Here is a 15861-nt window from a genome sequence, read left to right as displayed (position 1 = left end):
TCCACACCTCGATACAATATATTTTCTACACTTTGAACATACTATTCTTATATGAAGGAATGATGAACGGCGTGTAAACAAAAAAATAATATTTGGTAAAAATATGTTATGAACCATAGATGTGGTGAAGAGTGGAGCGGCAATTATATGTTTACTGTGTAGCATTTTGAAAAGGTAAGGAATGTTTTTTAGGAAGTGGTCTTGCCAATTTCGTGTGAAACTTGGTATTATTACTAGGTAATAAATTTTTTATTGGAATAATATTTTTACAGGAGTTTCGATTTATTATAAAGAAATATAAATTGGAATGTTTAAAAAATTTATCGTAAGATGGAAATAGTAAATATTTCTATTAGTAAATAAAATAAATTTTCTAATAGAATACATCGTATTTTTACAGTCAATCTAGTGTTAGTGATGAGAATCTGTAAAAACGGGACAAACAAGAGTATGGGAGTGGATTTTACATGTTTAAAATTCAAGAAGTTCGTGAATTAATTAAATTAATTGATAGCTCTAATATTGATGAATTTGAATACAAAAAAGACGGTACAACAATCAAAATGAAAAAGCGTGGTAATGAAGTTGTTGCGATGCAAGCACCTGTAGCGAAACAAGCTATGCAACCAGTAGCATCTGTTGAAGTTGAAACAGCAGTAGCGGCAGCGCAAGTAGAAGCACCAAAACAAGAAGAGAAGAAAGCTGTTCAAGATGAAAACCTACATAAGATTACCTCACCAATGGTAGGTACATTCTATTCTTCATCTTCACCTGATACACCTCCATATGTAAGTGTTGGAGACAGGGTATCGAAAGATTCTATCGTATGTATTGTCGAGGCTATGAAGTTATTTAACGAAATTGACGCTGATGTAGAGGGCGAAATTGTTGAGATTCTTGTTAATAACGGACAGCTTGTTGAGTATGGACAACCGCTATTTCTTGTGAAAGCGTAATAAGGGAGTCTTTGTGATGATAAAAAAAGTATTAATAGCCAATCGTGGGGAAATTGCTGTACGAATTATTCGTGCTTGTAAAGAAATGGATATTGAAACAGTTGCGATTTATTCAGAAGCAGATAAAGAGTCACTTCACGTACAAATTGCAGATGAGGCGTATTGTGTAGGACCAACAGTTTCAAAAGAAAGTTATTTAAATTTGACGAACATTATTAGCGTTGCGAAGTTAACGGGCTGCGATGCTATCCATCCGGGATACGGATTTTTAGCAGAGAATGCAGATTTCGCAGAGTTATGCCGTGAATGTAACTTAATTTTTATCGGTCCAAGTCCAGAAGCTATTTCAAAGATGGGCACAAAAGACGTTGCTCGTGATACAATGGAAAAAGCAGGGGTTCCGATTGTACCAGGTTCACAAGGGATTATAAAAAATACCGAGGAAGCGATCGAGCTTGCAAATCAAATTGGATATCCAGTTATTATTAAAGCGACTGCAGGTGGCGGTGGAAAAGGTATTCGTGTTGCACGTCATGAAGAAGAGCTTGTAAAAGGAATTCAAATTACACAGCAAGAAGCTAGTACCGCTTTTGGGAACCCTGGTGTATACTTAGAAAAGTACGTTGAAGATTTCCGCCATGTTGAGATTCAAATAATGGCAGATACACACGGAAATGCCATTCATTTAGGAGAGCGTGATTGTACAATTCAGCGCCGTTTGCAGAAACTATTAGAAGAAAGTCCATCACCTGCACTTGATGAAAATGTTCGCAAGCAGATGGGGGAAGCGGCAGTTAAAGCGGCGGTAGCGGTTGATTATACAGGTGCTGGTACGGTTGAGTTTATTTATGAATATAAAACGAAAAGCTTTTATTTCATGGAGATGAATACGAGAATTCAAGTTGAGCATCCGGTTACTGAAATGGTGACAGGAATGGACTTAATTAAAGAGCAAATTCTTGTTGCTTCTGGAGAAAAGTTATCGTTACAGCAAGAAGAAGTACAATTTAATGGTTGGGCAATTGAATGCCGAATTAATGCGGAAAACCCTGCCAAAAAATTTATGCCATCTCCAGGTAAAGTAGAAATGTACTTACCACCAGGCGGATTTGGTATTCGCGTCGATTCAGCTGTATATCCGGGATATTCAATCCCACCTTTCTATGATTCGATGGTTGCTAAATTAATTGTTCACGGAAAAACACGTGAAGAGGCAATTGCAAAAATGAAGCGTGCACTCAGTGAGTTTGTCATTGAAGGCGTACATACAACAATCCCGTTCCATTTGCAATTGTTAGATCATCCTGATTTTGTAAAAGGTGAGTTTAATACGAAGTTTTTGGAAGAGCATGAACTTGTGACGCAGTGATACATTAAAGGAGGTTTTTTTCATGGCTGAACATATGTTAGATATGGGTCAAGATACAACTCTTGGTAAAGTAGAAATTGCACCAGAAGTAATTGAAGTAATTGCAGGTATTGCAGCTGCTGAGGTAGAAGGTGTGGCGGCAATGCGTGGTAATTTTGCTACAGATGTTGTTGAGAAGTTAGGTAAGAAAAATCATGGTAAAGGTGTAAAGGTTGAATTAGCAAACGAAGATATTATCGTCGACCTTTATGTTGTAATGTATTTTGGTGTAGCAATTCCAGTTGTTGCACAAAAGATTCAAGACAATATTCGCCAAGCACTCTTTACAATGACAGGACTTGAGCCAAAAGAAGTGAATGTTCACATCGTTGGCGTAACATTCGAAACACAAAAAACAGAAATTGAACCAGTGTAAGAATGAAAAAGGTGCCTAGTAACATAGGCATCTTTTTTATCGTTTCATTTCTTCACAAATTACAATCCTCTAATTGTTATACTATTTCAAAAAATAAGAAATAAAAAAGAAAATGTTTCGTTTTTCCAAAAAACGTACATTGTGATAAGATATGGAACTTGAAGTTAATCTTTTTATTATTTTTCAGCCTTGTAACCCGTGTGTGAAACGATAAATTGTGTTATTATCATTGTATTATAAGGTTGGAAAATCAATGAAAACTGTAAGAGTAAGTGAATTGACGGCTTATAAATTATAATAATATAACAAAGCATAAGGAAAGACTTGAAGCATAAAGGAGAGTTACAATGAAACGTAGGACGGCTAGAGAAAGAGCTATGCAAGCATTATACCAAATGGATATTACAGGTGAATTAGAACCGAAGGTAGCGGTGGAAAATACGCTAGATGAAGGTGAAGAAACAAATGAGTTTTTAGAATCACTTGTTGTAGGATTTGTAGACAATAAAGAAGAGATTGACGCAGCAATTCGTCAAAACTTAAAAAAGTGGAAGCTTGAGCGTATTAGTATTGTTGATCGCAGTATTTTACGTGTAGCTGTGTATGAAATGAAGTACATGGAAGAAATTCCACACAACGTAACAATTAACGAGGCAATTGAAATTGCTAAAACATTTGGGGATGAGGAATCTCGTCGTTTTATTAACGGCGTTTTATCTAATATAAAAGATACACTGTAATTTCTTTAAGGGGGAATCTTAAAATGGTAGCAGTAATCATCAAAGGAAATGAAGTTGCGGAGAAAAAACGAGCACAATTAACAGAAGAAGTTGTGAAGTTGAAAGAACAAGGGATTGTACCAGGATTAGCAGTGATTTTAGTGGGAGAAGATCCAGCATCTCGTTCTTACGTAAAAGGAAAAGAAAAAGGCTGTGAACAAGTAGGAATTTATTCTGAGCTAATTGAACTTCCTGAAACGATTACTGAGGAACGTTTGCTTGCTGAAATCGATCGCTTAAATGGCGATGACCGCATTAATGGCATATTAGTGCAATTACCTTTACCAAAACATATTGAAGAAAAAGCTATCATTGAAAGAATTTCACCAGAAAAGGATGTAGATGGATTTCACCCAATCAGCGTGGGACGTATGATGACGGGACAAGATACATTCCTTCCATGTACACCGCATGGTATTGTAGAATTAGTAAAAGAAACGAATCTTGATATTTCGGGAAAACATGTTGTAATAATTGGAAGAAGTAATATTGTCGGCAAACCAGTGGGGCAATTGTTCTTAAATGAAAATGCAACTGTCACATATTGTCATTCTAAGACGCAAAATATTAAAGAATTATCGAAGTTAGCTGATATTTTAATCGTAGCTGTTGGACGACCTAAAATGGTAACAGCTGATTATATGAAAGAAGGCGCGGTTGTAATTGACGTTGGTGTGAATCGATTAGAAACAGGCAAGCTTTGTGGTGATGTTGACTTTGACAACGTGTTAGACGTTGCGGGTTACATTACGCCTGTGCCAAAGGGTGTTGGTCCAATGACGATTACAATGCTTCTTCATAATACTGTTGAATCTGCCAAACGCGCAGGTGTCGTTTGTAAATAATTTGAGTCGGCTATGAGGAGAGAGAAATGGAGAAACAATATTTAACCGTTACAGCATTAACACGCTATATAAAAACAAAAATAGAATATGACCCGCATTTACAGTCTGTTTGGTTAAAAGGTGAAATTTCCAACTTTAAAAATCATAGTCGTGGTCACATGTATTTTACATTGAAAGACGAAAATGCCAGAATCGCAACGGTTATGTTTGCGGGTCATAATCGTAATATTAAATTCAGACCTGAAAATGGGATGAAGGTACTTGTAAAAGGGAAAATCTCTGTTTACGAGGCGAGTGGTTCTTATCAAATTTATATTCAAGACATGCAACCTGACGGAGTCGGAAATTTGCATTTGGCTTACGAACAATTAAAAGTTCGTTTAGAGGAAGAAGGATTGTTTTCTCAAGTTTATAAAAAAATAATCCCTCCTTATGCTAAAACAATAGGGGTAATTACGTCGCCAACAGGAGCTGCGATTCGTGATATCATAACAACGATTAAACGTCGTTATCCAATTGGGAATGTTATTGTATTTCCAGTACTTGTACAGGGGGAGTCAGCAGCTCCCTCGATTGTACAAGCGGTTCGTACAGCGAATGAAATGGGAGATATAGATGTATTAATTGTTGGGCGCGGGGGAGGTTCTATTGAGGAATTATGGGCTTTCAATGAGGAAGTGGTTGCAAGAGCAATCTTTAAGAGCGAAATTCCTATTATTTCAGCAGTAGGGCATGAAACAGATTTTACAATCGCAGATTTTGTTGCCGATTTACGTGCACCAACACCGACTGCAGCAGCTGAACTAGCAGCACCGAACGTTATAGAGTTACAAGAAAAGGTATTACAAAGAACTCTAAGATTGCAAAGAGCAATGAGAGAGTTAGTACATAAAAAAGAAGAAAAATTACAAGTATTGCAAAAATCTTATGCATTCCGTTATCCAAGACAAGTATATGAACAAAAGGAAGAGCAATTAGATAGAGCGTTAGAACAGCTTGTTTTAGCGAAAGAGCGCTACATTGATAAAAAGGTGAATCAGTTAAAACAGCTTTCATTTTATTTAGAGAAGCACCACCCATCTCAAAAAATTATACAAACAAAGGTAGCGATTGAAACGTTGCAAAAGCAATTACAACGTGAAATGCAAACTTTACTTCAAACGAAAGAATTTGCCTTTGTAAGAGCTGCTCAAAAACTTGAAGCATTAAGTCCGCTTAAAGTAATGATGAGAGGGTACGGGCTTGTATATGATGAAGAGAAGCAAGTGTTAAAAAGTGTGAAAGATATCAGCCTTGGAGATGCTGTTTCAGTTCAATTACAAGATGGAATACTAGATTGTAGCGTATCAGGCATAGAGGAGCGTGAATTGAATAATGGAAAATAAAGTGAGTTTTGAAGAGGCAATTTCGCAACTTGAGCATCTCGTATCTAAGCTAGAGCAAGGTGATGTACCTTTAGAAGAAGCGATTTCTTATTTTAAAGAGGGTATGGAATTATCTAAGCTTTGCGATGAGAAGTTGAAGAACGTACAAGAACAAATGGCAGTTATTCTTGGAGAAGATGGAGAGCTTGAACCGTTTACTGCTTTAGGAGATGAAGCATAGTGACAATCGCTTTTGATACTTTTTTGAAAGAAAGTAAAACTTTCGTAGAAGAGAAGCTTGTAAGCTATGCAAATGAATTACAATGTCCAAATGTACTTCGTGAAGCGATGGCATATTCTTTGGAAGCGGGTGGAAAACGTCTCCGCCCGTTACTTTTATTTGCAACATTACAAGCGTTTGGGAAAGAAAGAAATCTTGGAGTAGGTGCAGCTTGTGCTCTTGAAATGATACATACATACTCGTTAGTTCATGATGATTTACCTTGTATGGATGATGATGATTTAAGAAGAGGAAAGCCCACGAATCATAAAGTATTTGGTGAAGCAATGGCAGTTTTAGCAGGAGATGGTTTGTTGACGTATGCTTTTCAAATTGTTATGGCATATGAGCAAAAAGAAATCTCTGCTGAAAAAAAAGTAAGACTTGTACTTGAGCTTGCAAAAGCAGCTGGGCCGGAAGGAATGGTTGGCGGACAAGTGGCGGATATGGAAGCTGAAGGGAAACAACTTACGATTGATGAGTTAGAGTATATTCATAAGCATAAGACCGGGAAACTACTTGAATTCGCTGTACTTGCAGGAGCGATACTTTCTAATGCTACAAAAGAGCAGGAAGAAAAGTTACTTGAGTTTGCAAAAAATATTGGCCTAGCTTTCCAAATTCGAGATGATATTTTAGATGTAGAAGGAACCGAAGAAGAGATTGGAAAACCGATTGGTAGTGATGTTTCCAACGAAAAGAGCACATATACGACGTTATTTACTGTAGATAGAGCAAAGAATATTTTAGAAGAAACAATTGCAAAAGCAAAAGATGCGATTAGCTCCTTGCAATTACAAGATGAATATTTACTATCTATTTGCGATTTGATTGCAAAACGTAATAACTAATATAACAGCGTTTTCATTTGTTGAGTCATTCATCATTTTATGATATAAATGTAGGAAAAGGTTTTTCTTTTCTTGTTATTGGCAAAAATATATGTAGATTACATTGCCGTTATCACTTCGTGTTAGCGGCTATTTTTTTCAACGCATAAAGAAATATGGTTTATAATAGGATTAGGGCACAATAGACTGGTTGATAGCAGGGTAAGATAAAGGATAGAAAAGAAAATTTCTTGTGTTGTGTAAATGTTTTTTATAATATTTGACATGTTGACAGATTATGAAATGAAAGTGAGTGATCCATGTGGATCTAACGCAAATTCAAAACCCTAGTTTTTTGAAAGATATGTCTATCAGTGAACTAGAGGGATTGAGTGAGGATATTCGTAAATTTTTAATTGAAGAGCTCTCTCAAACAGGTGGACATATTGCACCTAACTTAGGTGTAGTAGAACTCACAATTGCTCTGCATAAATTATTTGATAGTCCGAAAGATAAATTTTTATGGGATGTAGGACATCAATCCTATGTACATAAAATTTTAACAGGACGTGCGAAGGAATTCGGTACATTAAGGCAATATCAAGGTCTATGTGGTTTTCCAAAACGTTGTGAGAGTGAGCACGATGTATGGGAAACAGGTCATAGCTCGACATCACTATCTGCTGCAATGGGAATGGCTTTAGCACGTGATTTAAAGAAAACGAAAGAATATGTTATACCAATCATTGGAGATGGTGCTTTAACAGGTGGAATGGCCTTAGAGGCATTGAACCATATTGGGCATGAAAAGACAGACATGATTGTTATTTTGAATGACAATGAAATGTCAATTGCACCAAACGTTGGTGCGCTTCATAATGTACTTGGTCGTTTACGTACCGCAGGAAAATACCATTGGGTAAAAGATGAACTAGAGTATATATTGAAAAAAATCCCAGCAGTCGGTGGGAAAGTGGCTGCAACAGCAGAGAAAATAAAAGATAGTCTTAAATATTTACTAGTATCAGGCGTCTTTTTCGAAGAGTTAGGCTTTACATATTTAGGTCCAGTCGATGGGCACGATTATGAAAAGTTATTCGAAACGTTGCAATATGCAAAGAAAACAAAAGGTCCAGTACTTGTTCATGTGATTACGAAAAAAGGAAAAGGTTATAAACCAGCTGAGAGTGACGTAATTGGAACTTGGCATGGAACAGGCCCGTATAAAATTGAGTCAGGTGACTTCGTTAAACCGAAGGAAGTTGCACCAGCATGGAGTGCTGTTGTTAGTGAAACAGTACTTAAGTTGGCGAGAGAAGATGAGCGTATTGTTGCAATTACGCCTGCAATGCCTGTTGGATCGAAACTTGAGAAATTCCAAAAGGAATTCCCGAATCGTATGATCGATGTAGGTATTGCAGAACAGCATGCTACAACAATGGCAGCAGGTATGGCAACGCAAGGGATGAAACCATTCTTAGCAATTTATTCAACGTTTTTACAAAGAGCATATGACCAAGTTGTTCATGATATATGTCGTCAAAATTTAAATGTTTTCATCGGAATAGATCGCTCTGGATTAGTAGGAGCAGACGGTGAAACACATCAAGGTGTATTTGATATCTCGTTTTTACGTCATTTACCGAATATGGTAATAATGATGCCAAAAGATGAAAATGAAGGGCAACATTTAGTGTATACGGCGATGCAATATGAAGATGGACCAATCGCTTTACGTTATGCACGTGGTAATGGTCTTGGCGTTCATATGGACGAAGAATTAAAGGCAATTCCAATCGGCACATGGGAAACGTTAAAAGAAGGTACGCAGGCAGCTATTTTAACATTTGGTACGACAATTCCAATGGCAATGGAAGCAGCAGAGCGTCTTGAAAAGGCTGGAGTTTCAGTGAAAGTAGTGAACGCTCGCTTTATTAAACCAATGGATGAAGCGTATTTACATGATCTCTTAGGAAAAAATATACCGATTTTAACGATTGAAGAAGCTTGTTTAATCGGTGGTTTTGGAACTGGAGTAGTTGAATTTGCATCTGAGAACGGATACCATAGTGCATTAATTGAAAGAATGGGTATTCCAGATCGTTTCATAGAGCACGGTAGTGTAACAAAATTATTAGAAGAAATTGGTTTAACGACAGATGCTGTTGTAGACCGTATTCATACAATGATTCCATCAAAACAAAAAAGGGCGTAACAAATGAGTGCAAAAAAAGAAAGAGTAGATGTACTATTAGTAGAGCGAGGGCTTATAGAAACACGTGAGAAAGCGAAACGTGCTATTATGGCTGGACTCGTATATGCGAATGAGATGAGACTCGATAAGCCAGGAGAGAAGATCCCACAAGATACAGAGATTACGGTAAAGGGACAAGTTATGCCGTATGTAAGCCGTGGTGGTTATAAACTTGAAAAGGCACTGGAGACATTTCATCTAGATTTACAAGATAAAGTTATGATAGATATTGGTTCATCAACTGGTGGCTTTACAGATTGTGCGCTTCAAAATGGAGCGAAACTATCTTATGCATTAGATGTAGGATATAATCAATTGGCGTGGAAATTGCGTCAAGATGAGCGTGTTGTCGTAATGGAACGTACAAATTTCCGTTACGTGACACCAGCAGACTTAGAGCGTGGTTTACCACAATTTGCTAGTATAGATGTTTCATTTATATCATTAAAACTAATACTGCCAGTTTTAAAAACAATGCTTATGCTTAACGGTGATGTAGCAGCGTTAATTAAACCGCAGTTTGAAGCTGGAAGAGAGCAAGTTGGGAAAAAAGGCATTGTTCGTGATAGAAAAGTGCATGAAGCTGTCGTAGAAATGATTGTCGATTTTGCTTTAAAAGAAGGCTATGATGTAGAAGGTTTAACATTCTCACCGATTACGGGTGGAGACGGTAATATTGAATTCTTAATTCATTTAAAATGGCATGGTGAACGTGATGAGAGTGGCAAAAATCATTCTCCAATTTCTATTGAGCAAGTTGTTACAGAAGCGCATGACGTTCTAAAACAAAAAGGAAAAGGGGAATAACATATGTTGTTCCTCTTTTTGCTGTAATTGTATAATGATTGTAAAAACAATTGTGTACAAGTAACGAATTATAAGTTAACATAAATAAGTGAAGTATACCAATGTTTAAACTATGGTAAGAGATAGTGTGAGGTGCAAATGTATGAATAAAGGTCAGCGCCATATTAAAATCAGGGAAATTATTGCGAACAAAGAAATCGAAACACAAGATGAATTAGTTGATATTTTACGTAATGAGGGATTTAATGTAACGCAAGCAACAGTATCGCGCGATATTAAAGAACTGCACTTAGTGAAGGTGCCATTACATGATGGTCGCTATAAATATAGCTTGCCAGCAGATCAACGGTTTAACCCGTTACAAAAATTAAAACGAAATCTAGTGGATTCATTTGTAAAATTAGACACGGCAGGACATATGCTTGTGCTAAAAACATTGCCTGGTAACGCTCATTCACTTGGAGCACTTATTGATCATTTAGAGTGGGATGAGATCATCGGAACCATCTGTGGTGATGATACTTGCTTAATTATTTGCCGTACACCTGAGGATACAGGTGTTGTCTCTGATCGTTTCTTAAATATGTTGTAACAAAAAAATCTTGTTTGCTTTCCTCTGTAAAGTGGAAAGTGAACAGGATTTTTTTAGCGGTTAAAAATGTGAATTTTTAATTGTAATATAATATTTTGTTTGAATAAAATTAGAAAATAGGTGGATTGACCCGTAAAACGAATGTTTGGTACAATGGAGCGGGTTAGAAGAGTACATACAAACATATAGTATGACTATTTGAATAAAGAACTGAGAAAAGCCCTTAGTAGGGGATTAGTTTATAACGAGGTGAATGGGGCATTGTTATCGGAATTATCGATTAGAAACTTTGCTATTATTGAGGCATTAAATATTTCTTTTCAAAAAGGTTTAACAGTTTTAAGTGGTGAAACAGGAGCTGGAAAATCGATTATTATTGATGCGATTAGTTTACTTGTAGGTGGCCGTGGTTCAGCGGAATTTGTTCGATACGGAACAGAAAAAGCTGAGATAGAAGGGTTATTTTATGTGGAAGACGACAAGCATCCATGTATTGAAAAGGCAGAAGAGTTAGATATAGAAATAGAAGACGGCATGATTATTTTGAAGCGTGATATTGCTGCAAACGGAAAAAGTGTATGTCGTGTAAATGGGAAACTTGTCACCCTTAGTATATTAAAAGAGATTGGCAAAACGCTTGTTGATATTCATGGACAGCACGAAACGCAAGACTTAATGAATGAAGAGCGACATCTGTTTATGCTCGATCATTTTGATGGGGAGCGTATTGTTAAACAGTTGGATATATATCAAACTGTTTACGCTGACTATGAGAAATTAAAAAAACAATTGAAATCGTTAAGTGAAAATGAACAACAAATGGCACATCGCTTAGATTTAATTCAATTTCAGCATGAAGAAATCCGTAAGGCTGATTTAAAGATGGATGAAGAAAATGAATTAACTGAGGAACGATTGCAAATTTCTAATTTTGAAAAGATTTATAAAGCGTTAGGTGATGCATATCGTTCGTTAAGTGCTGACGGACAAGGATTAGATAATGTAAGAAGTGCAATGGGACAAATGGAGAGTATTACACATTTAGATGAAGTATATCAAGAAAATCATGATTCAATTGCAAATAGCTATTACTTATTAGAAGAAGTTGCGTATCAACTTAGAGAAAATCTCGATATGATGGAATATGATCCGAATCGTCTAGATGAAATTGAAACACGTTTAAATGAAATTCGTATGCTAAAGAGAAAATATGGAAATAATGTAGAAGAGATTTTAGCGTATGCTGATAAAATTGAGCAAGAAATTTTTACGATTGAAAATAAAGACGTTCATATTGAAACGACGAAGAAGCAGTTAAAGGAATTAGAAAGTGTTATTCTGAAAGAAGCAACGTTGTTAAGTAATATGCGTCATGAACTTGCAGAGCATCTTACAAATGCTATTCATCAAGAATTAAAAGAACTATATATGGAAAAAACGAAATTTGAAGTGAGAATCATGAAGAGAGAAGGAAATGCAGAAGAACCTCTTGTGGAAGGCGCACCGGTGCGCCTTACGGCGGACGGCTATGATCACGTGGAGTTTTATATTTCAACGAATCCCGGTGAACCGTTAAAACCACTTTCAAAGGTCGCTTCAGGTGGAGAGTTATCTCGTATTATTTTAGCTTTAAAAAGTATTTTTTCTAAACATCAAGGTATTGCATCTGTTATTTTTGATGAAGTGGATACTGGTGTGAGTGGTCGAGTTGCACAGGCTATTGCGGAAAAAATTTATCGTGTATCAGTAAACTCACAAGTGCTTTGTATTACGCACTTACCTCAAGTAGCTTCAATGGCGGATTCGCATTTATTTATTCGAAAACAGGTAGCGAATGATCGGACAATTACATCAGTTACCGTTTTAACTATGGAGGATAAAGTAACAGAAATAGCTCGAATGATTTCTGGTGTGGAAATTACAGATTTAACGACAGAACATGCGAAAGAGTTACTTACGCAAGCGCATCATTTTAAACAGACAGCAGAGGCTATCCAGTAATGGATAGCTTTTTTTCTCAAATGAAGATTTCTTAATTCTTCCGGTTATAAATAAAGCACTGCAAGGAGAGATTAAAAAGTGAAGCCAAGAGGCTGAATGTGGGGTAGGAGCGAGGAGAGTGAACAAATTGAAATTAGAAAGATTTCGAAAAATAATAGGTCTTTGTCTCCTTGTTTCTTTAGTTTTTATTGGATGTTTTAAGCCGCTTCGGACGTTTATTTCATCCCCGAAGCAACTTGTTGTTTTTGAAGGACAACAATCAGAAATAGCTTCATTACCAGTTTTTAAAGCTTCATCTACAAATAGCCATGTATTTACAGTGAGTTCGAATGAACAAAAACAAGGACTTATGGTAAATTCTCATCAAAATGGTGAAGCGGACATGGTGTTCCAAATCGCTGGTTTTCCAGTAAAAAAAGTAAATGTGAAAGTATTAAAAGATTTTAAAGTTATTCCAGGTGGACAATCAATTGGTGTGAAATTAAACACAAAAGGTGTACTTGTTGTAGGCCATCATTTAATTCAAACTGAAAAAGGTAAAATATCTCCTGGTGAAACAGCTGGTGTGCAAATTGGAGATATGATTACTGAAATTAATGGTAAAACAATTGAAAGAATGAGTGATGTCGCACCATTTATTCATAGTAGTGGTGAAACAGGTGAACCACTTAACCTTGTTTTGTTAAGAGATGGAAAATACATTCGCACGAAATTAACACCACAAAAAGACAGTGGGGAATCGTCTTATCGTATTGGCTTATATATTCGTGATTCGGCAGCTGGAATCGGAACAATGACATTTGTTCATCCAGATTCTATGAAATACGGAGCACTGGGTCATGTCATTTCTGATAATGATACGAAAAAGCCGATTCAAGTTGAAGATGGACAAATTATGCGTTCGACAGTTACATCGATTGAAAGAGGTAGTCATGGGAATCCAGGAGAGAAGTTAGCAAGGTTCTCACCAGATCGTGAAGTGATTGGCAATATTACAATAAATAGTCCGTATGGTATTTTTGGAAAATTAAATACAAATATGACAAACGGCGTAATGGATAAAGCAATGCCTATCGCATTATCTCATCAAGTAAAAGAAGGACCGGCAAAAATATTAACAGTTATTGATCAAGATAAAGTAGAAGCATTTGATATTGAAGTTGTTAGTACGGTACCGCAAAAATTTCCAGCTACAAAAGGTATGGTAATAAAAGTAACAGATAAGCGTTTATTAGCAAAAACAGGTGGTATCGTACAAGGGATGAGTGGAAGTCCAATTGTACAAAACGGGAAAGTAATCGGAGCCGTTACACATGTATTTGTCAATGATCCAACATCAGGGTACGGTGTTCATATTGAATGGATGTTACATGAGGCTGGAATTAATATTTATGATCAAGAAAAAAAAGCGAGCTAATTTATTCATTAGCTCGCTTTTCTATTGAAAAATTCGTTGAAATTTTGTAAAAGCTCCGCAAGAGATGTTTTTTGTTGTAAAATATAAGCAAAGGGTTGAACGTTTCGTTGTATTTCTATGATGGAATGTGTTGCGAAAGGGAATAAATGAACGATAAACATATTTTTTTGTGATTTTATCGGAAAGTAACAAACTTTAAAAGGGAATTTTCACACAATTGTCGAACAATTCATGTAGCCTAGAAGGATACACATGTCGGAGAATCGATTCGGTAAGGGAGGAAAAGCTGTGGAGAAAATTAAAGTATGTCTTGTGGATGATAATAAAGAATTAGTATCAATGCTAGAGAGTTATGTAGCTGCTCAAGATGATATGGAAGTAATCGGTACTGCTTATAATGGTCAAGAGTGTTTAAACTTATTAACAGATAAGCAGCCTGATGTACTCGTTTTAGACATTATTATGCCACATTTAGATGGTTTAGCTGTACTAGAGAAAATGCGACATATTGAAAGGTTAAGACAGCCTAGCGTAATTATGTTAACAGCATTTGGACAAGAAGATGTGACGAAAAAAGCAGTTGACCTAGGTGCTTCATATTTCATATTAAAACCATTTGATATGGAGAATTTAACTAGTCATATTCGTCAAGTGAGTGGCAAGGCAAATGCTACTATTAAACGTCCATTACCATCTTTCCGATCAGCAACAACAATAGATGGAAAACCGAAAAACTTAGATGCAAGTATTACGAGTATTATTCATGAAATTGGTGTACCTGCTCATATTAAAGGATACATGTACTTACGAGAAGCGATTTCTATGGTGTACAATGATATCGAATTACTAGGGTCTATTACGAAAGTATTATATCCAGATATTGCAAAGAAATATAATACAACAGCGAGCCGTGTCGAGCGTGCAATCCGTCACGCGATTGAAGTAGCGTGGAGCCGTGGAAATATTGATTCTATTTCGTCCTTATTTGGTTATACAGTATCCATGTCAAAAGCAAAACCTACGAATTCTGAGTTTATCGCAATGGTTGCGGATAAGTTGAGACTTGAACATAAGGCTAGCTGAGAGTATAAATAGCAAAGCTGACGATGAAATCTAGAAACAATACTAATTTTAAAAAAATAAAAGTTTCATTCAAAGGCAAATGAATTTTATGATTCATTTGCCTTTTTATTTTGTAGAGAAGTAAAATTTTTTGTAAATTAAAGACTCATTCAACTCCCTAGGATATAAAGTCTATATTTAGAAGGATTACTTATAAGGGCACGGTCTTTTATATAATATTTTGCGAGAGGTTTTAATAAATACAGATGGGGGGACGAGAGCGGAAAAATAAAATATTAACTTGGCTAGGGATAGTAGTGGTTATAGGGGCTTGTGGTGGTGGCGACCTTTTGGATATTAAAACTTGCAGATTATCCAGTAGATAAACAAGCAAGTGCTGAAATAGATAAAAAGGAGAATCGCTGGTAGTAGGTAGTAGGTAGTAGGTAGAGGGGAGATGGGGATCTATATGTTACTGGAAATTCTACTGAAAGCGAAGCAACTACAGCGATGCAAAACAAGTGTAATAAAGTGAAACTATAAGTAGTGGAGGTATCCATCCCTGGCCTCTTATTAGTGCGAACGACGTCCTAATAAGAGGCCAATTGAATTTTTTATTGCTGAAAGAAGCTAATATTTAAATTAATAAATAAAATATTATGTTGAAAGATCAGATTAACAATTGACAGTTTAAGGTAGATGATGTAAAATTTTGTTGATTTTTATATTGTGAAAGCTATAGTAAATAAAGAGGTATATTTACTATAAGCTTTCGTATTTCTAGATTCTTTTTTTAAAAATATGACAAAATAGGTTGTAATTTACACTTAAAAAGAGCTGGAAGGATAATGCTAGTTGCATGTTTGTCTGGCAAAAAACGATGACGTAAT

At 36.1% G+C, this 15861-nt stretch carries 14 protein-coding genes; all 14 read left to right on the top strand.

What is annotated here, in order from left to right; all coding sequences use genetic code 11:
• The first annotated feature begins 467 nt into the window (after positions 1-467).
• The 14 genes from accB (at position 468) to spo0A (ending at position 14992) form a co-directional block, all read left to right on the top strand.
• Positions 468-956, top strand: coding sequence for an acetyl-CoA carboxylase biotin carboxyl carrier protein (accB, locus tag MHB70_RS19265; protein WP_000472854.1), 489 nt, complete (start codon positions 468-470; stop codon positions 954-956).
• A gap of 16 nt (positions 957-972) precedes the next feature.
• The gene (accC, locus tag MHB70_RS19260) at positions 973-2325 is read left to right on the top strand and encodes an acetyl-CoA carboxylase biotin carboxylase subunit (RefSeq protein ID WP_000592880.1); all 1353 of its coding nucleotides are present in this window, start codon (positions 973-975) and stop codon (positions 2323-2325) included.
• Between the two features lie 22 nt (positions 2326-2347).
• On the top strand, positions 2348-2740 hold the full coding sequence (locus MHB70_RS19255; protein WP_000807630.1) for an Asp23/Gls24 family envelope stress response protein: 393 nt from the start codon (positions 2348-2350) through the stop codon (positions 2738-2740).
• A 347-nt stretch (positions 2741-3087) separates the two neighbouring features.
• Positions 3088-3480: a N utilization substance protein NusB gene (nusB, locus tag MHB70_RS19250; RefSeq protein WP_000830246.1), complete on the top strand. Its 393-nt coding sequence runs from the start codon at positions 3088-3090 to the stop codon at positions 3478-3480.
• Positions 3481-3503: 23 nt separating this feature from the next.
• The gene (folD, locus tag MHB70_RS19245; RefSeq protein ID WP_000226729.1) at positions 3504-4364 is read left to right on the top strand and encodes a bifunctional methylenetetrahydrofolate dehydrogenase/methenyltetrahydrofolate cyclohydrolase FolD; all 861 of its coding nucleotides are present in this window, start codon (positions 3504-3506) and stop codon (positions 4362-4364) included.
• Positions 4365-4390: 26 nt separating this feature from the next.
• Positions 4391-5749, top strand: coding sequence for an exodeoxyribonuclease VII large subunit (xseA, locus tag MHB70_RS19240; RefSeq protein WP_061529594.1), 1359 nt, complete (start codon positions 4391-4393; stop codon positions 5747-5749).
• Positions 5739-5969 carry an exodeoxyribonuclease VII small subunit gene (gene xseB / locus MHB70_RS19235; protein WP_000428977.1) on the top strand — a complete coding sequence of 77 codons (231 nt, stop codon included), beginning with the start codon at positions 5739-5741 and terminating at the stop codon, positions 5967-5969. Before xseA ends, xseB begins: the two co-directional genes overlap by 11 nt.
• Complete coding sequence (ispA, locus tag MHB70_RS19230; protein ID WP_000150368.1) at positions 5969-6859, top strand: (2E,6E)-farnesyl diphosphate synthase; 891 nt, start codon at positions 5969-5971, stop codon at positions 6857-6859. The genes xseB and ispA overlap by 1 nt, the downstream gene beginning before the upstream one ends.
• A gap of 301 nt (positions 6860-7160) precedes the next feature.
• Positions 7161-9053, top strand: coding sequence for a 1-deoxy-D-xylulose-5-phosphate synthase (dxs, locus tag MHB70_RS19225; RefSeq protein WP_000366442.1), 1893 nt, complete (start codon positions 7161-7163; stop codon positions 9051-9053).
• Between the two features lie 3 nt (positions 9054-9056).
• The gene (locus tag MHB70_RS19220; protein WP_001274740.1) at positions 9057-9899 is read left to right on the top strand and encodes a TlyA family RNA methyltransferase; all 843 of its coding nucleotides are present in this window, start codon (positions 9057-9059) and stop codon (positions 9897-9899) included.
• Positions 9900-10041: 142 nt separating this feature from the next.
• Positions 10042-10491, top strand: a complete 450-nt coding sequence (gene argR / locus MHB70_RS19215; protein WP_001032581.1) for an arginine repressor ArgR — start codon at positions 10042-10044, stop codon at positions 10489-10491.
• Positions 10492-10752: 261 nt separating this feature from the next.
• Complete coding sequence (gene recN, locus MHB70_RS19210) at positions 10753-12492, top strand: DNA repair protein RecN (protein ID WP_000947741.1); 1740 nt, start codon at positions 10753-10755, stop codon at positions 12490-12492.
• Between the two features lie 118 nt (positions 12493-12610).
• On the top strand, positions 12611-13909 hold the full coding sequence (spoIVB, locus tag MHB70_RS19205) for a SpoIVB peptidase (RefSeq protein ID WP_002048975.1): 1299 nt from the start codon (positions 12611-12613) through the stop codon (positions 13907-13909).
• A 288-nt stretch (positions 13910-14197) separates the two neighbouring features.
• Complete coding sequence (spo0A, locus tag MHB70_RS19200; RefSeq protein WP_000411416.1) at positions 14198-14992, top strand: sporulation transcription factor Spo0A; 795 nt, start codon at positions 14198-14200, stop codon at positions 14990-14992.
• The last annotated feature ends 869 nt before the right edge of the window (positions 14993-15861 follow it).

It is taken from the genome of Bacillus sp. FSL M7-1020 (genome assembly GCF_038050415.1).
Classification (GTDB): Bacteria; Bacillota; Bacilli; order Bacillales; family Bacillaceae_G; genus Bacillus_A; species Bacillus_A toyonensis.
The sequence above is the reverse complement of the archived record's forward strand: the minus strand, read 5'-3'. Positions and strand labels throughout refer to the sequence as shown.